Genomic DNA, 15,971 nt, shown 5'->3' with positions numbered 1-15,971 from the left:
ACGGCCATGGCAGGATCTTGCCGCGGGGCAGCGTCTTAAGACATCTGACAACTAGAGGTGTTAGAATGCGTGCGCTCATCCATAGAGCAACCCGCCTGGCCTGATCGACCGTGGCCAGGACCGGGAACCACAAGAAATGCCAGCCCCGCAAGCTGGACGCAAGATCGGAGACGCGTTGACCCACTCTGAGATTGCGACCCATGCCCCATTCCATTGCAACGACGTCTCATCCTGCGCAGGCCGCCCCACGCGGCATTGCGGGTGCCGGCGCGCGTGCCGTGCAGCGGTCATGGCGGGCGCAGTCCTGCCCGATGCGTCCTTGTCCCGATGCCTCGCGCAGCTTGTTTTCCACCCACTCCACTTTGCTCACATCATGACCACCAAGTTCAGTCCCTCGCGGCGTGCCGTCCTCGCGGCCACCGCAGCGGCAGTGCCGCTAGTCTCGCTGCCCCTGCTCAAGCAGGCCCGGGCCGATGGCCTGGAAGGCATCGAGCTGCAGCACTACCAGCCGGTGTTCTTCAATGCCGCCCAATGGCTCTTCATCCTGGCCGCCTGCGACCGCCTGATCCCCGCCGAAGGGCGCGGGCCGGGCGCGCTGGAAACCAATGTGCCGGTCTTCATCGACCAGCAATTGCATGCCGGCCTGGGCAGCGACATCTACCAGCAGGGGCCGCACCAGACCGATGCACCGGCTACGCTGGGCTTCCAGATTCCCTACGCGCCGCAGGACGTCTACCGCATCGGCATCGACCTGACCCAGCAGATCAGCCAGCAACAGCACGGCAAGCGCTTCGAGCAGCTGGAGGCCAAGGACAAGGATGCCCTGCTGACCTCGCTGCAGAAGAACGCTGCGGACTTTGCCGCGCTGGGCGAGAAGGCAATGAAGCCTTCGCAGTTCTTCGGGCAGCTGCTGGGCGATACCAAGAACGGCTACCTGGCCGATCCCATGTACGGCGGCAACAAGGACATGAAGGCCTGGGTCGCCATCGGCTTCCCCGGTGCGCGTGCGGCCTTTACCGAATGGGTGGACCAGCACAACGTGAAGTATCCGCTGGGACCGGTGAGCCTGTCGGGCAAGCGCGCCTGATGCGCGGCCCCGTCTCCTCGTTCACGCCTGCAACCTCTTACTGACTTAATTCCATGCCTAACATTACCAACGACGACGTCGACGTCGTCATCGTCGGCCTCGGCTGGGCCGGCTCCCTGATGGCCATCGAACTGGCCCAGGCCGGCCTGAAGGTACGCGCCCTGGAGCGCGGCCCGGACCGTCCGCCCGAAGACTTCGCCTATCCCAAGCCAGCCGACCAGTACGGCTACGCCACCCGCAACAAGGTCTTCGCCACCCCGCGCGATGCTGCGCTGACGGTGCGCTACAACACCGCGCAGCAGGCGCTGCCGACCCGCAAGTGGGGCGCTTTCGCGCCCGGTACCGGCGTCGGTGGCTCGGGCCTGCACTGGACGGCGGTGCTGATCCGCGCCACACCGACTGACCTCAAGCTCAAGACCTACGCCGACCAGGCCTACAAGCACAGCAGTCTCGATCCCGAGATGCGCATCAAGGATTTCCCCTTCACCTGGAACGAGATCGAGCCGCACTACGATTTCTTCGACAAGGTCTGCGGCCTGTCGGGCAATACCGGCAACCTGCGCGGCCAGATCCAGCCGGGCGGCGATCCTTTCGAAGGACCGCGCTCGAACCCCTATCCGCTGCCGGCGCTGCACGATACCTACAACAACACCCTGTTCGCCGACGTGGCGCGCAAGCTGGGCTACCATCCCTTCCCCAATCCCTCGGCCAATGTTTCGCAGGCCTGGACCAATCCGTATGGCGCACAAATTGCACCTTGCAACTATTGCGGTTTCTGCAGCAAGTATCCCTGCCTGAACTATTCCAAGGCCTCGCCGCAGACCACCATCCTGGATGTGGTCAAGCGCCTGCCCAACTTCGATTACAAGGTCAACGCCAACGTCATCCGCGTGGACCTGCACGCCGACAAGAAGACCGCACGCGGCGTGACCTACATCGACGAGAACATGAAGGAAGTGTTCCAGCCGGCCAAGATCGTGATCCTCTCCAGCTTCCAGTTCGCCAACGTGCGCCTGATGCTGCTCTCGGGCATCGGCAAGCCCTATGACCCGATCACCGAGACCGGCGTCATCGGCCGCAACTATGCCTTCCTCTCCAATGGCGGGGCGACGCTGTTCTTCAAGGACAAGCACTTCAATTCCTTTGCCACCGCCGGTGCCACCGGCGAAATGTTCAACGATATTTCGCCCGGCAACTTCGACGATGGCATCAAGCTGGGCTTCATCGGCGGTGCCAAGATCCACAGCTCGCAAGCCTCGGGCGCGCCGATCGGCACGGCGCTGCCGCCGGGCACGCCCAGCTGGGGACGCGGCTGGAAGGAAGGCATGATCGACTGGTACGACCATTCCATGAAGATCAGCATCACCACCACCTGCATGTCCTATCGCGGCCACTTCCTGGACCTGGATCCGAACTACAAGGACCCATGGGGGCAGCCGCTGTTGCGCATGACCTTCGACTGGCGACAGAACGAACTGAAGCTGCAACGCTACCTGCGCGACATCGTGCTCAAGATTTCCAAGGAGCTCAATCCGGACCACATGTCGGAAAGTTTCCTGGCCCTGGATTCGCATTGGGACATCACCAAGTACGTCTCCACCCACAACGTGGGCGGCGCGATCATGGGCGATTCGCCGCGCGATTCGGCCTTGAACAAGTACCTGCAATCCTGGGATGTGCACAACGTCTTCGTCCCCGGCGGCAATGCCTTCCCGCAGAACTTCCAGGCCAATCCGACGGCTACCATCGGGGCCATCACGCTCATGGCCGCGCACGCCATCAAGACGCAGTACCTGAAGAACCCCGGCCCGCTGGTCCAGGCATGAAGGGGGGAGAGAACATGAAAAAAATGACTTCATTGCTGGCCGGACTGGCGTTGTCGCTGGGTGTGCTGGGTGCGTTCAATCCGGCGCAGGCGGCGGACCAGGATACGGTGGCTCGCGGCCAATACCTGGCGCGTGCCGGCGACTGCATGGCCTGCCACAGCGCGGCCGGCAAGCCGGCCTATTCGGGCGGACTGGCCATCGACAGCGGCCACGGCATCATCTATTCGACCAACATCACGCCGGACAAGGAACACGGCATCGGCAACTACAGCGAAGCCCAGTTCTCTGCAGCCGTGCGCCACGGCGTGCGCGCCGATGGCACACAGCTCTATCCGGCCATGCCCTACCCCAGCTATGCCAAGGTGAGTGACGAGGACATCCACGCCCTCTACACCTACTTCATGCAAGGGGTGAAACCGGTGGCCTCCACGCCGCCGGCCAGCAGCATGAGTTTCCCGTTCAACATCCGCTGGGGGATGAAGCTGTGGAATGTCTTCTTCGCCAATGACAAGCCGTTCAAGGAGCAGGACGGCTGGAGCGCCGAGATCAAGCGTGGTGCCTATCTGGTGGAGGGCCTGGGCCACTGCGGCAGCTGCCACACCCCGCGCGGGTTCGCCATGAACGAGAAGGCCAGCGACAGCAGCCAGGCGCAGTTCCTCTCGGGGGGTGATCTCAATGGCTGGGCCGTACCGTCGCTGCGCGGCATGCCGCACTGGAGCGCGCAGGACATCGTCGACTACCTGCAGACCGGCCGCAACAAGACTGCGTCAGTGGCGGGCGAGATGAGCCTGGTGGTGGAACACAGCACGGCGCACCTGAAGCCGGAAGACCTGCAGTCCATCGCCGCTTACCTGAAGACGCTCTCGCCGGTGGCCTCCGCCAGCAGCGGGCGCGTCACGCCGCAAGGGGCCGAGGCGACCACGAAGAAACTCACGGCCGCCAAGGACCTGAGCCTGGGCGAGCGCCTGTACCTGGACAATTGCGCGGCCTGCCACTTCGTCAATGGCAAGGGCGCGCCGGGCATCTTCCCGGTGCTCGATGGCGCGACCGTGGTCAATGCCGACAATCCCAGCGCATTGCTGCACGTGATCCTGGCCGGGGCGCGCACGCCGTCCACCGAGAAGGCACCGTCGATCCTGGTCATGCCGGGCTTTGCCCATCGCCTCTCCGACAAGGAAGCGGCGGAACTGGCCAGCTTCGTGCGCCAGGGCTGGAGCAACCAGGCAGGGGCCGTGTCGGAGAAGGAAGTGAAGCGGATGCGCGAGGGCCTGGCCAAGCACGGGTCCTGATCTGCTGCGCAAATCGTCGCTGTGAAAGAAAAGGCTCGCATGGCAACATGCGGGCTTTTTTTACGCGGCTGTCACGCCATGCCGGCTGCAAGTTGATTGACCACGATGAACGATCGCGCCACTATAGCGCCCAGGCAATTCTTCTTGAAAGCACGCATGCTCCCTACCTACGGTGCCACCTATCGCGGCAAGCACATCAGCGTCTCCTGCACGCAGCAACGCGATGGCGACGTCCTTTGCACCGTGCAGATCGATGGCGAACCGGCCCCCGGCCTGCACGGCAATCCCTTCGCTTCGGTGGCCTCGGCACAGGTGGCCGGTGTGGGTTACGCGCGTGCGGTGATCGATACCCAGCTCGACAATGACGTGGCCGAACATCACGGCTATTTCATCCGGGTCAGCAGCAGGGAACAGATCGACGGTACCTGGGTCGGCAGTTACCAGCTGCATCGCAATGACAACCCGGTCGCCTTCCGGCGCGTGGTGTGCGAGGACTTTCGCGGCAATACCTCGGTGGAGGCAGAACAGTATGCGATGGCCACGGCCTTCGTGGCGGTAGACGCCGACGTCAAGGCCGGCAAGCTCTGAGCGGACGGGAAGGCTTCAGGCCGCCTTCTTGCGGCGGGCGGGTAGCTTGTCGTGCTGGGCCAGGATGGCCGACAGCAAACCCGGAAAACGCTGCTCGATATCGGCGCTGCGCAAGGTGTTGATGTGGGTGGTGCCATTGCTCTCGGTACGCACCAGGCCGGCTTCGCGCAAGACCTTGAAGTGGTGCGAGACGGTGGACTTGGGACGCCCGCCATCGAGTTCGCCGCAGGTCGCACATTCCACGCGCGCCAGGTGGCGCACGATCTCCAGGCGGATCGAATCGCTCAGCGCGTAGAGCACGCGCTCCAGCACGAACTCGGCAATCTCGGGATGTTTGTAGGGACGCATCTGCAAGATGATACACCCTGGGTTATACTCCTTCCATAGTTCGAAGATTTACGAACAAACGAAGCGAGTGCTGTGCCAGTGCAGCGCTTGTTGATCTCATTTTCATCATTGACAAGAAGCCACCCATGTCTGCTCTCTTTACTCCCTTCAAGCTGAAGGACCTGAACCTGCGCAACCGCATTGCCATCCCGCCCATGTGCCAATACATGGCGGTGGACGGCAAGGCCAACGAATGGCACCTGTCGCACTACGCCAGCATCGCCCGTGGCGGTGCCGGCCTGGTGATCGTGGAGGCCACCGCCGTGGCCCCGGAAGGCCGCATCACGCCGGGCTGCACCGGCATCTGGTCGGACGAGCTGGCGCAAGCCTTCGTGCCGGTGGTGCAAGCCATCAAGGCCGCCGGTGCGGTACCCGGCATCCAGATCGGCCACGCCGGCCGCAAGGCCAGCGCCAATCGTCCCTGGGAAGGCGACGACCACATGGCCGCCGACGATGCACGCGGCTGGGACACCATCGCCCCGTCCGCGATTGCTTTTGGCAAGGGCTTGCCCAAGGTCCCCAAGGCCATGAGCCTGGACGACATCGCCCGCGTGCGCCAGAACTTCGTCGATGCCGCCATCCGCGCGCGTGATGCCGGCTTCGAATGGCTGGAGCTGCACTTCGCCCACGGCTACCTGGGCCAGAGCTTCTTCTCGGCGCATTCCAACCAGCGTGATGACATCTACGGTGGCAGCGTGGAAAACCGCGCCCGCTTCCTGCTGGAAACCCTGCGCGCCGTGCGTGAAGTGTGGCCGGAACACCTGGCCCTGACGGTACGCTTCGGCGTGCTGGAATACGATGGCCGCGACGAGCAGACGCTGGTCGACTCCATCGGCGTGGTGCGCCAGTTCAAGGAGATCGGCATGGACATGATCAGCGTGACCATCGGTTTCACCATTCCTGAAGTGCAGATCCCCTGGGGCCCGGCCTTCCTCGGTCCGATCGCCAAACGCGTGCGCGAAGAAGCTGGCGTGCCGGTGTCTTCCGCCTGGGGCTTCGGCACGCCGGAACTGGCCGAGCGCGCCGTCAAGGATGGCCAGCTCGACCTGGTGATGGTGGGTCGTTCGCATCTGGCCAACCCGCACTGGACTTATCAGGCTGCCAAGGAACTGGGCGTGGAGCGCCCTTCCTGGACGCTGCCGGCACCTTACGCGCACTGGCTGGAACGTTATTGATGCACTGATGCGGCATCCTGCTGCGGGGCTTGCTGCCTTGGCAGCATGACAGGATGACAGCATTGCCGGTCTGCAAGCCGCTCAGGGATTCCCTGAGCGGCTTGTTTGTTTTCTAGGGAAAATCACTAGAGCCACGGGCGGTGCTTTCTCCTAAGATGAAGTCGTCTTGAGGAGATCATCATGTTCACCACCTTCCTGCTGACTGCCGTTCTCTCTACGCTGGTGACCGTTGCGTTGTCGGCCACGGGCATCTACCTGTTGGCCGAAGCGCGCTGGCGGCATCATCCGCTGGCCAGCCGTGCCAGCCTGCCGCCGCATCGGCTGCCGTATTGAGCGAGCGGGACGGTACCGTGTCCGGTGCCGCCTGGTGTGTGTCTGCCTGAATCGCGATGAAATGATGTTGGCCCCCTGGTCGTCGGACCCGGGGGATTTTTTTTGCGTGAGGGTTACAGGGCAGCGTAGCGCGGCAACAGGTCCTGGTCAGCCAGGCGGATTTCGATGGCGTTGGCGGACTGGATGTGATCGGGGTTTTCATCGTCAAACGCATCGCCCGCCACCGAGACGATGATCGTGCCGCGTTGCTGTCCGTCCTCGTTCAATACCGGCAGCAGCTCGGCGGCCTCGGGGACTTGGGCGCGCGTGATCCTGCCTGGCAGATACAGCAGCCATCCGGCGCCGGGGCGATCGGCGAAGACCTTGTGGCGCATGCCATATCCGCCAGGGTCGACCGCGATGAAGGGAGGCTGCCATTGCAACGAGAGCCCCGTCAGCACCTTGATCAGATTGGCCTTCTGACAAAGCGCAGGAACTGCCTGCGCCTGCAGGCGGAAAGTGGAATTGCCGGGTCCATCGGCCTGCTGCAATCCGAGCAGGATGGCGGAGCCGCCCTCTTCTTCATAGCCGTTCCAGATACCAAGATAACGAAAGCCGTTGGCAGGATCACTGCGCTCCTCCTCTTCCACAATGGCCAGTGCAGCGCGTGTAGGACCGTCTCTTTCAAATGCCTGGATGCGCCGGGCATCTTCCGGCGTATCAGCTGGAGGGCACCAGTCGTCCAGCGGCATGCCCACAGCGTCCAAAAGAACCGCGACTTTCCACAGTATGGAGAAATGTTCGGATGCGCTAGGCAAGGTGGCGAGCGTTGAAGCAAAGGCAAAGTTGATGACAAGATACATGATCATGGCTTATGGAAAAGTTGGATGGCGAGCTTGTTGGCAGGAAAGACCTCGCTCAGATGACGAAAGACCAAATGATCCTGCACGTACCAGCACAAGTGGGCAGGACTGGACTTCAATACGGTCGCGCTCTGCGCGGCGGCTTGTTTCATAAGATTCGGGTACCCCTTCAATCCATAGAAGAACTTGGGCTCACCCGTCTTTCTGTCAAAAAACTGCGCATATCGTGCCTTGGCCTCTTGCAGCAGACACGGGCCCAGCTGGAATCCATCGAAATCAATGTCATCGAAGGCCCACTCGGTATAGGGCGCAAACCCGGTGACACGCGCCTGATAGGCCCGCGCCTCTTCAGACATGTGCCAGTTGCGTGGCACCAGGCTCCCCGCTGCGGGGGGACAGCGCTTGCAGGATTGATCTTTCTTGAGTACATCGGCCTGACTCAATGGGGAGGACTTGGCCTCTTCGGCCCTGCGCGAACTGCTGTAGATGGCCGCCCCGGTACCGGCTGCGACCGCCGACGCACCCAGCCCTATCCATCCAAGAATCTCGCTGCTGATCAGCGGTACCGCCACGACGGGAGCGATCATGATTTGCGCTCCTCATCTTGCGGCGCGGCCAGCTTGTGCAGGACGGCGATCATGTCATCGAGCCTTTGTTCGGGCGTGGCACCCGGGCGGCGAAGGTAACGCACGGTGCCCGGACGACGGAACAGGCCAGGCCAATCGGCTGACAGATACATCATGTAGATCAGGTGGGACAACGCACCGAAGCCCAGCGACAGACCATGCTCATAGGCCTCGCGCATGCGCCGGATTACCTCGCTGCGGCCCGGCACGCGCTGCAGGTCGCCACGCTCGGAGAGGAACTGGTCGGCCACGGCAGCAATGAAGTGTTCGGTATCACGGGCACGCAAACGCGCCAGGTCGTCTTCATCGAGGCGGATCATGTCGGCCTCCCGATGTGAACCCGGCGGCCATCGAGCAACAGGTGCCATTCAAACAGGTGACCGAAGAGCGTGTGGCGCTGCGCTGCCTTCAGGTCACGCGCTGCTGCAGCCAACACGCGCGGATCCCACAAGCGCAGCAGTGCAGTGCGTCCGTCGGGCAAGCTCATCTGCATGCACAAGCGCAATAGTTGCGCCAGGCCCTGCAGATCCTGCGGGCCAATGATCCAGGAAACCGCCGGAGCAATCGCTTCCAGGCGGCTGATCTGCTCCAACAACGCAGGGGACAGCTTCTCGACCGCCAGCAGCCAGGGCCCGGCGGGCGCCAGATGCGCATCCACGGTCTCGGCAAAAAGTGCAATGACGCCGGGTGCCTCACGTAGCGCCGCATCCGTGCAGGACTCGTAGTGCAGTCCGTCCACGAGGACGTACAGCTGCAGTGCCGGCATGGTCTTCCTCGCCTCGGCCAGTCGCTTCATGACGTCGGCGGCCATCAGCTGCGCACCAGCAGGGTGGCGCCGCTGACGGCAGCATCGCGCATGCAGCTCAGGCAGATGCCGGAATCGGCCGATGCAGCGTTCCCGGCGCCGGCCTTGGCTACCTCGGCCTCAGCGGCCAGGAATTCCGGACTGGCAATCCGCCCCTCGGCATGCGTGCTGGTAGCCTGGCTGGCGATGAGTGTGGCGCCGCAGGCGGTGCGGTCACCGTGGCGTGCCACGGCCGCGCCGAGCGAGAACATGTCGCCCGCGCCGGTAGTGATGGCGAAGGTCCCCTGGCACCGGGGACAGACCGTCTGGTCCCCCACGCGCGCCACCGGCTTGCCGTGGACCATGAAAGTGAGATCGCCGGAGATGACCGTGCCGCCGTGGCTGGTCTTGTCTCCAATCGTGATGAAGGCTTGTGGCATACGCTCCTCCTCTGCAGTGATGACATCAGCCGCAGCGCGAAGAAGAGAATCCGAAAGAAGCCTTCAGCCGGTGCCGCAGCAAGGCCGCACATCATGCCGGGGCAAGACGCATCGGCCCGCATCGGGCAGAAAAGAAGAGCGAATCCTGGAAGGATTTTTAGTAACGCCTGATACGATTTCGAGCAGGCGCAAGCAATCAAAACAAATCAGTAAAACAGCAAAGTCCACAAGGGAACGCTGGCCAGCAGCAGACAGCCAAGGAAGGCGGCAAGGAAGAGCAGTTTTTTCTTTCGGGTGGCCATGGTGAACCTGCAGGACGGAAATGGGCGCGCATGCGCAAGGCCGCAGTGTACCGCGCCCGCCGCCATCAGGCCATGCCGTTGCGGCCGTAGGCACGGAAGCCGGGCCGCTCGCTGAGACGCTCGTAATACGCTGCCACGGCCGGCAAGGGCGCATGGTCCAAGGGCGTGCCGAACCAGCGATTGACCGACAACCCGACCGGAATATCGGCCAGCGTGAATGCAGGACCCGCCACGAAACCGCCACTGTGCTGCAACCGTTGTTCCAGCACCTGCATGAAGCGCGTCCAGCCAGCGATGGAAGCCGCCAGTTGCTGCGCATCGCCATGCTCGGGCGACTTGCGCACCAGCGCCATGAAGGCATAGCTCCAGCTGCGGTTGAGGTCGCTGGCCTGCCAGTCCATCCACTGGTCGATGCGTGGGCGCAGACGCAGTGCTTGCGGATACAGCGCACCGTCACCGTATTGCCCGGCGAGATAGCGCAGGATGCTGTTGGACTCCCACAGGACGAAGCCATGATCATCAATCACCGGCACCATCGCATTGGGATTCATGGCAACGAAGGAAGGCTCGCTGGTCGATTTGAAACCAATACCCCAGTCCTGCCGCTCGAAGGCAATGTCCAGCTCGCTGCAGGCCCACAGGACCTTGCGTACGTTGATGGAATTGTCACGGCCGTAGATCGTCAGCATGCAGGCTCCCGTACAGTAAGTGTCAGGCTGGCAAGCCTAGCAGGTGGCCCGGTACGGTGCCATGCACAGTTCTTCCTCATTCTCCCCGGTGACTGTTGCGCTGCAGTCAAGTGGCCCGGTACAAAGCTGCCAACTGTACCGGGACGGCTCGAGGAAGTGGCCGTACAATCGACCTCCCACTGGCCATACCTGCCGCCCACGCCCATGTCTTCCTCCAACATTGCCAAGCTGTTGCTGCTGGCTGCCATCTGGGGCACCAGCTTCATGCTCATGCGCATCGCCGCACCGGTCTTCGGCCCCATGCTGACCACCTTCGGCCGTGCTTCGCTGGCCACGCTGTCGCTGCTGGCCTTTGCCCGCATGCGCGGGGTGCCGCTGCAGTGGCGCCGCAACTGGCTGCCCTACCTGGTGATCGGCATCTTCAATACCGCCCTGCCCTTCGCGCTGTTTGCCTGGTCGGCGCTGCACATTCCCTCGGCCTACATGGCCACCATGAATTCGCTGGCACCGATCTTCACGGCCATGTTCGGTTTCCTGCTGCTGGGCGAACGGCTGAGCCTGGTGCGTACCGGGGCCTTCGTGCTGGGCCTGGTCGGCGTGGCGGTGCTGGTCGGCATCGGCCCGGCACCGGTCGATGCGCTGGTGATCGCCGGAGTGCTGGCGGCCATGGGTGCGGCGGTCAGCTATGGTTTTGCGGCCACCTTCACGCGCATGCGCGCCGGCGGCATCCCGCCCATCGCCATGGCCACCGGCAGCCAGTTCGCCGCTGCCCTGTGCCTGCTGCCGCTGGCTGCGCCGTCGATGCCGCATGCGCTGCAGGCGGGTACCCTGCCTGCGCTGTTATCTGTACTGGTGCTGGGCGTGCTCTGTACCGGTATCGCTTACGCACTGTTCTTCCAACTGATTGCCGCTGAAGGGGCGACCAAGGCCATCACCGTGACCTTCCTGGTGCCGATGACCGCTTCGCTGTGGGGCTGGCTGCTGCTGGATGAACCGGTGACCGTGGGCACCGTGACCGGCATCGCCGTCGTGCTCATCGCCACCGCCACCGCCTTGCGGGCCAAACCGGCAGCAGCCGCCAAGAACAAGAAAGTGACTGCCTGATTCGAGGCTGCGCCAAACAAAAAGGCGCTGCGGGAAAATCCGCAGCGCCTTTTTTCATCCCGCCAGATCCGGCTTACCAGCCGTACTGCGCGCACGCCTTGCGATACGCCAGCCCTGCCAGCGCCACATCTTCCAGCCCGATGCCGATGGCCTTGTAGATGACGATGTCCTCGTCGCGGCGCTGATAAGGCATGCTGCCATCGACAGCCTGCGCCAGTTCCATCACCTTGTCCCACGCGAACACGCCCGGTGCGCACTGCACCAGGTCGCCGGCCTCCTGCTGCGCCTGCGGCTTCCATTCCACGAACAGCGCGGCGGCACGGCCGATGGCGGTGTCGTCCAGCTCGCGCACGTTGGCCTTGGAGGCACCGACGGCGGCCACGAAGGCCCCCGGACGCAGCAGCTTGCCATCGAACAGCGGCGTGGCTGAACGGGTCACGGTGACCAGCACGTCCGCTGCGGCGGCGGCTTCATCGATGCTCACCACGCGCGCCGGAACGCCCAGGGTGCGCGTGACTTCCTCGGCCAGGGCTTCGCGGCCCGACAAGCCGGCGATCAATACTTCCTTGAACGGCCGCACCTGCAGCAGCGCCGGAATGTGCGAACGCGCCTGCACGCCGGTGCCGATCACCGCCAGGGTGGCGGCGTCCCTGCGGGCCAGCGCATCGCAGGCCACTGCGGTTGCGGCCGCAGTGCGCAGGCCGGTCATGGCGTCGCCCTCCAGCGTGCACAGCGGTGCGCCGGTCTCGCTGGAGAACAGCTGGATGACGAACCTGAACTGGCCCTTGATGGTGGTGTAGACCTTGGCCCCGGCGATCCCGGCCGATGGAATGACCGCCCCCATCATCGACAGCATCACGCCATTGGCGGCACTGGTGCGCACGCGCCCCTGATGCGCGCCCTCGGCGGCGTGGGCAAAAGCCTCGCGCATGGAGGCGATGGCGTCTTCGGTGGTCAGCAGTTCGCTGACCTGCTGGTTGGTGAGAAATTTCATGCGGGACCTTGGCTTCAAAAAATGCAGGAAAAATTATGGCGTGCCGTGCTCGGCCTTGAGATAGTTCCAGATCCGGTCTATGTCCGGATTGGCTCCATCCAGACGGCGATAGACGCGGATATCCATCTCGTCGCACCACAGCCCCTGCTCCAGCGCTTCGCTGTCGTTCGGGGCGATGGCCAGGGTCAGCTTGCCCTCGGCGATCTCGCGCGACACCGCACTGGCCGGCAGCCAGGCGATGCCGTGGCCTTCGACGGCCATGCTCTTCAAGCCTTCGGCCAGGTCGGTCTCGAAGCGGCGGAACAGGTGCACGCGGCGCGGGCTGGAATGCAGGGCCTTCTCGACGATGCGCGAGAGCGAGGAATACGGGGAATAACTGAGGAAAGGTTGCGGATCATTGGGCGTCCCTGGCAACACATACTTGGGCTGGCCACTGGGCAGCGTCTTGACATAGGGACGCAGCGGCTCCTTGCCCAGCGAAAGCACAGCATAGCGTTCGGTATCGAGGGCGATGCCCTGCTGGCGATGGTCATAGCACAGCAGCAGGTCGCAGTTGCGCTCCACCAGGGCCATGACGGCATCGTGCACGTTGCCGGCCATGACGGTGGTGGCGATGGCGCCGATGGTCTTTTCGATTTCCGACAGCAGCTTGGGGAACACCGTCAGCAAGAGCGTGTGCGGCATCGCAAAGCGTACCGAGGATTGCGCACCTGCCAGTTGGCCGCGCAGCACCAGCCGCGCCTGCATCGACTGGTTGAGCATTTCCTTGGCGATCGGGACGAAGGATTCACCGGCCGGCGTGAGCGTGCAGGGATAGGACGAGCGATCGAACAGTTCGGCACCCAGCCAGGTTTCCAGCGAGCGGATGCGGCGGCCGAAGGCCGGTTGCGTGACATTGCGCAGTTTGGCCGAGCGGCTGAAATTCAGCGTATCGACGACCGAGAGGAAGTCCTCCACCCATTTGATTTCCATCTTCCCTACCCCGTTGGCTTGCCGCGCTGATCCGGCGGCTTGTCTTTGGTGCCGACCACGTTGTGCCTGGCGGCGACCCTCCTTTGGAACGCAGCCACTATACCGAAATGGCATGAGCAGCGCCCCATGCCATTTTGGCATGAGGCGCATTGAAAGCGGGAGCACAGGCGGTGAATAAACGATGCAGCGCAGTGATCACACCAGCTCAGCCGGGGCCCTGCAACAGCGCTGGCGGCATCAGGGGCAAGCCGTGACGGAAAACTGCATGCGGAATAACAGTTGCCACATCGTACTGCGCATCGCGCAGGCACAGGTCCAGCCGCACCTGCCGGCCCGCACGGTCGAGCCGCACGGCGCGCAGGTAGTGGCGCTCCGGGAGCACGGCCGCAGCGGAGCCGGCCATGGCGGCCGAGAACGGTGCGCCCCAGCAGGTGAGCGCGAAGCCCTGCTGTTCCAGCCAATGGCACACGGCAGCAACCAGTCGCGGATCGTCGGGAAGCAACAGATCCGCATCGGCGGGCGCCTGCGACAACGGCAAATCCTGCAGCCAGCGCGCAAAGCTGCCGTAAAGGACGAACCCCGGATGCGCCAACTGCAGCGCTTGCAGTACAGCAAGAGTCTGCTCCGTATCGATGGCGTGCGGCAGATGGCGCGCGATCAGCGCGTATTCGTGCGAACGATTGCTGCGCAGCTGGCCGGGCGTCTCGGACGTACTGGCGCGGTCATAAACCAGGATGCGTTCTTCGACGAAACGGAAGCGGTCCGCCATCAGCCGTGCCAGATCCCAGGCCAGCGGCACGAACTGCTCGCCCACCCGCAGGTTCTCGGCGCACAGCACCAGCCAGCCGCCGGGACGCAAACAGTCGCGCAATGCGCGCAGCAGACGCTCCAGCATGCCGAGGAAAGCGGCGTAGGTCTGGCTGGCGTAAAGCTGTCCAGCGTGCGCGGCGTCGGAGGCGTCCGGCCACTGGCAGCCGAAGTAAGGCACGTTGCTCAACACCAGGTCCACCGGCGGCAGGGAATGCGCGAGCGCCGTGGCATCGCCTTGCAACACTTGCTGTGGCGGACCATCGGCCCCGAGACGCTGCAGCCGCTGGCGCGTCAATGCCACGCGCTGGCCATCTATCTCAATGCCGATGCCCGCGCGGCCCACGCTGTGCGCGGCGACCAGCGTGCTGCCAAATCCGCAGAAGGGATCGAGCACCTTGCCGTCAGGCGGGCACAGGTGCGCAATGAACGGCTGCATCTGCTCCACCCAGCCGCAATCTCGCGCGCCGAAGGGATCGGTCTCGGCCAGCTCCTGCGGCAGGGTCCAGGCCGGGTCCTGCCTGCTGAGGTGCAGCCAGCTGTTGTCGTTCATCACGGGCTCCGCAGCAGCTGCAACGGCTGCACCGCGCGACTGCGCAGGGGCGCGGCACCGGTGGTTTCCAGCAGCACGTGTTGTTCGGGATTCCAGCCGCCGCACAGGCGGCCATTGGCATGGAACACCAGCTTGTAGATGCGTCCGCTGGCATGGCGCGCATGCATGCGCACATAGTCCGAGGCTTCGAAGGTGAGCTGCATGCCGCGCCAGTGCAGCACCACGTTCCAGAAGTAGTAGCCGGAGGTGGCGTGCACCGGTTGCGCTTCGGCGCTCAGTTCCGGATCGGCCAGGCAGGCTGCCAGCAACGCCGCCACATCGATGCGCGCGCCGCCGATGTAGCGGGCCGTCACGTTGTTGCGGTATTGCGGTCCGAGTTGCGAGAACTCGCGCAGGATCACCGCCGTCACACCGCGCTGTTGCGCCCAGCGCAGATAGGCTTTCAGCGCGGGCACGCCATCGATGCCACCCTGCTGCACGATGCACACCAGCTTCACCGGCAACTGCGGCACCAGTTGCGTGAGCGTGGCGTCGATGCCGGCCTGCGTGGCAACCGCCTGTCCGCTGCGAAAACGCATGATGGCCTGATTGGCTTGGGCCTCATGATGGTGGCGCGACAGTTCCACCCAGCCGAGATCGAAGGCCTGCAAGCGCGCGATCAGCTCCGCGCCACGCGGCGTGGCCAGGCCGGCGCCATTGGTGTAGAGCACGCTGCCCTGCACGGGTGACTGGCGCGCGTGCTCCTGCAGGACATCGAGCATGGACAGCATCCAGCCGGCGTCATCGGTGGTCTCCAGTCCCGACAGCGACCACGACAGCGGCAGCCCGCGCAGCGCAGCGAGCGCTTGCCGGAGCTGTGCGCCGTACTGCGGACCGGGTCGTAGCGCTGCTGCGTGCGGGCCGCCATCGTCCAGCGTTTCGGAACAGAAGCGACAGCGCGCCGAGCATGGTTGCGCCGAGGCATAGGGGGTAAAGGTCACGGGCTGGGCGATCTGCACGGTACGCCCGCCGATCTCCCAGCGCCGCCAGCGCCTTGCGTCGTCCTGGTCGGGCTCTCGCCGGATCACGCGTGGCAGGCGGTTTTCCAGCAGCTGCTGCAGGGCGGCGGGCATCAGGTCCGGCAGGGCCGGGCTATCCGGTGCGATGGGATCGACAGCTTCGGGAATGGCCATG

General features: G+C 64.1%; 18 protein-coding genes. 7 read left to right on the top strand and 11 right to left on the bottom strand.

The genetic code is table 11. The features are described 5' to 3' along the window. Nucleotides 1-373 precede the first annotated feature (373 nt). The 4 genes from ACWHXP_RS21970 to ACWHXP_RS21955 all read left to right on the top strand — a co-directional run bounded on the left by ACWHXP_RS21970 (nucleotide 374) and on the right by ACWHXP_RS21955 (nucleotide 4,790). Entirely contained in the window at nucleotides 374-1,087 is a 714-nt protein-coding gene (locus ACWHXP_RS21970; protein ID WP_489635053.1) for a gluconate 2-dehydrogenase subunit 3 family protein, read from the top strand. 53 nt (nucleotides 1,088-1,140) lie between these two features. After that, nucleotides 1,141-2,913, top strand: a complete 1,773-nt coding sequence (locus ACWHXP_RS21965) for a GMC family oxidoreductase (protein ID WP_088755552.1) — start codon at nucleotides 1,141-1,143, stop codon at nucleotides 2,911-2,913. 14 nt (nucleotides 2,914-2,927) lie between these two features. Continuing rightward, a complete protein-coding gene (locus tag ACWHXP_RS21960; RefSeq protein WP_489635054.1) occupies nucleotides 2,928-4,202 on the top strand; it encodes a c-type cytochrome in 1,275 nt (424 codons plus the stop codon). Nucleotides 4,203-4,358: 156 nt separating this feature from the next. Next, nucleotides 4,359-4,790 (top strand): hypothetical protein, encoded by a 432-nt coding sequence (locus ACWHXP_RS21955; RefSeq protein WP_039784766.1) that lies wholly within the window; start codon nucleotides 4,359-4,361, stop codon nucleotides 4,788-4,790. Between the two features lie 15 nt (nucleotides 4,791-4,805). Here ACWHXP_RS21955 and ACWHXP_RS21950 read toward each other — a convergent pair whose 3' ends face one another. After that, complete coding sequence (locus ACWHXP_RS21950) at nucleotides 4,806-5,138, bottom strand: ArsR/SmtB family transcription factor (RefSeq protein ID WP_034331719.1); 333 nt, start codon at nucleotides 5,136-5,138, stop codon at nucleotides 4,806-4,808. Nucleotides 5,139-5,263: 125 nt separating this feature from the next. On the opposite strand from ACWHXP_RS21950, the gene ACWHXP_RS21945 reads away from it, so the two are divergent. After that, entirely contained in the window at nucleotides 5,264-6,352 is a 1,089-nt protein-coding gene (locus tag ACWHXP_RS21945; RefSeq protein ID WP_489635055.1) for an NADH:flavin oxidoreductase/NADH oxidase, read from the top strand. 180 nt (nucleotides 6,353-6,532) lie between these two features. Continuing rightward, nucleotides 6,533-6,685 carry a hypothetical protein gene (locus tag ACWHXP_RS21940; protein WP_166675108.1) on the top strand — a complete coding sequence of 51 codons (153 nt, stop codon included), beginning with the start codon at nucleotides 6,533-6,535 and terminating at the stop codon, nucleotides 6,683-6,685. A gap of 113 nt (nucleotides 6,686-6,798) precedes the next feature. Here ACWHXP_RS21940 and ACWHXP_RS21935 read toward each other — a convergent pair whose 3' ends face one another. From ACWHXP_RS21935 to ACWHXP_RS21910, 6 genes are all read right to left on the bottom strand, one after another. Next, on the bottom strand, nucleotides 6,799-7,527 hold the full coding sequence (locus ACWHXP_RS21935) for a hypothetical protein (RefSeq protein WP_489635056.1): 729 nt from the start codon (nucleotides 7,525-7,527) through the stop codon (nucleotides 6,799-6,801). A gap of 2 nt (nucleotides 7,528-7,529) precedes the next feature. Beyond that, on the bottom strand, nucleotides 7,530-8,114 hold the full coding sequence (locus ACWHXP_RS21930) for a restriction endonuclease fold toxin 5 domain-containing protein (RefSeq protein ID WP_134134129.1): 585 nt from the start codon (nucleotides 8,112-8,114) through the stop codon (nucleotides 7,530-7,532). Next, a complete protein-coding gene (locus ACWHXP_RS21925; protein WP_034331721.1) occupies nucleotides 8,111-8,473 on the bottom strand; it encodes a hypothetical protein in 363 nt (120 codons plus the stop codon). The genes ACWHXP_RS21930 and ACWHXP_RS21925 overlap by 4 nt, the downstream gene beginning before the upstream one ends. Beyond that, a complete protein-coding gene (locus ACWHXP_RS21920; protein ID WP_489635057.1) occupies nucleotides 8,470-8,964 on the bottom strand; it encodes a DUF4123 domain-containing protein in 495 nt (164 codons plus the stop codon). The genes ACWHXP_RS21925 and ACWHXP_RS21920 overlap by 4 nt, the downstream gene beginning before the upstream one ends. Further along, nucleotides 8,964-9,377, bottom strand: a complete 414-nt coding sequence (locus ACWHXP_RS21915; RefSeq protein ID WP_489624116.1) for a PAAR domain-containing protein — start codon at nucleotides 9,375-9,377, stop codon at nucleotides 8,964-8,966. Before ACWHXP_RS21915 ends, ACWHXP_RS21920 begins: the two co-directional genes overlap by 1 nt. A 367-nt stretch (nucleotides 9,378-9,744) precedes the next feature. Continuing rightward, nucleotides 9,745-10,368 carry a glutathione S-transferase family protein gene (locus ACWHXP_RS21910; RefSeq protein WP_489635058.1) on the bottom strand — a complete coding sequence of 208 codons (624 nt, stop codon included), beginning with the start codon at nucleotides 10,366-10,368 and terminating at the stop codon, nucleotides 9,745-9,747. A gap of 204 nt (nucleotides 10,369-10,572) precedes the next feature. On the opposite strand from ACWHXP_RS21910, the gene ACWHXP_RS21905 reads away from it, so the two are divergent. Further along, nucleotides 10,573-11,472, top strand: coding sequence for a DMT family transporter (locus ACWHXP_RS21905; RefSeq protein WP_489624118.1), 900 nt, complete (start codon nucleotides 10,573-10,575; stop codon nucleotides 11,470-11,472). A gap of 73 nt (nucleotides 11,473-11,545) precedes the next feature. Here the strand turns inward: ACWHXP_RS21905 and ACWHXP_RS21900 are convergent, their stop codons facing one another. The 4 genes from ACWHXP_RS21900 to ACWHXP_RS21885 form a co-directional block, all read right to left on the bottom strand. Further along, nucleotides 11,546-12,466 (bottom strand): ornithine cyclodeaminase family protein, encoded by a 921-nt coding sequence (locus ACWHXP_RS21900; protein ID WP_489624119.1) that lies wholly within the window; start codon nucleotides 12,464-12,466, stop codon nucleotides 11,546-11,548. A gap of 33 nt (nucleotides 12,467-12,499) precedes the next feature. Further along, nucleotides 12,500-13,438 (bottom strand): LysR family transcriptional regulator, encoded by a 939-nt coding sequence (locus ACWHXP_RS21895; protein WP_039784761.1) that lies wholly within the window; start codon nucleotides 13,436-13,438, stop codon nucleotides 12,500-12,502. Nucleotides 13,439-13,643: 205 nt separating this feature from the next. Continuing rightward, nucleotides 13,644-14,798, bottom strand: a complete 1,155-nt coding sequence (locus ACWHXP_RS21890; protein ID WP_489635059.1) for a TRM11 family SAM-dependent methyltransferase — start codon at nucleotides 14,796-14,798, stop codon at nucleotides 13,644-13,646. Beyond that, nucleotides 14,798-15,970, bottom strand: coding sequence for a hypothetical protein (locus ACWHXP_RS21885; protein WP_489635060.1), 1,173 nt, complete (start codon nucleotides 15,968-15,970; stop codon nucleotides 14,798-14,800). Before ACWHXP_RS21885 ends, ACWHXP_RS21890 begins: the two co-directional genes overlap by 1 nt. Nucleotide 15,971: the final 1 nt, after the last annotated feature.

The sequence above is a fragment of the Herbaspirillum sp. Her2 genome, assembly GCF_057961375.1.
The sequence above is the reverse complement of the archived record's forward strand: the minus strand, read 5'-3'. Positions and strand labels throughout refer to the sequence as shown.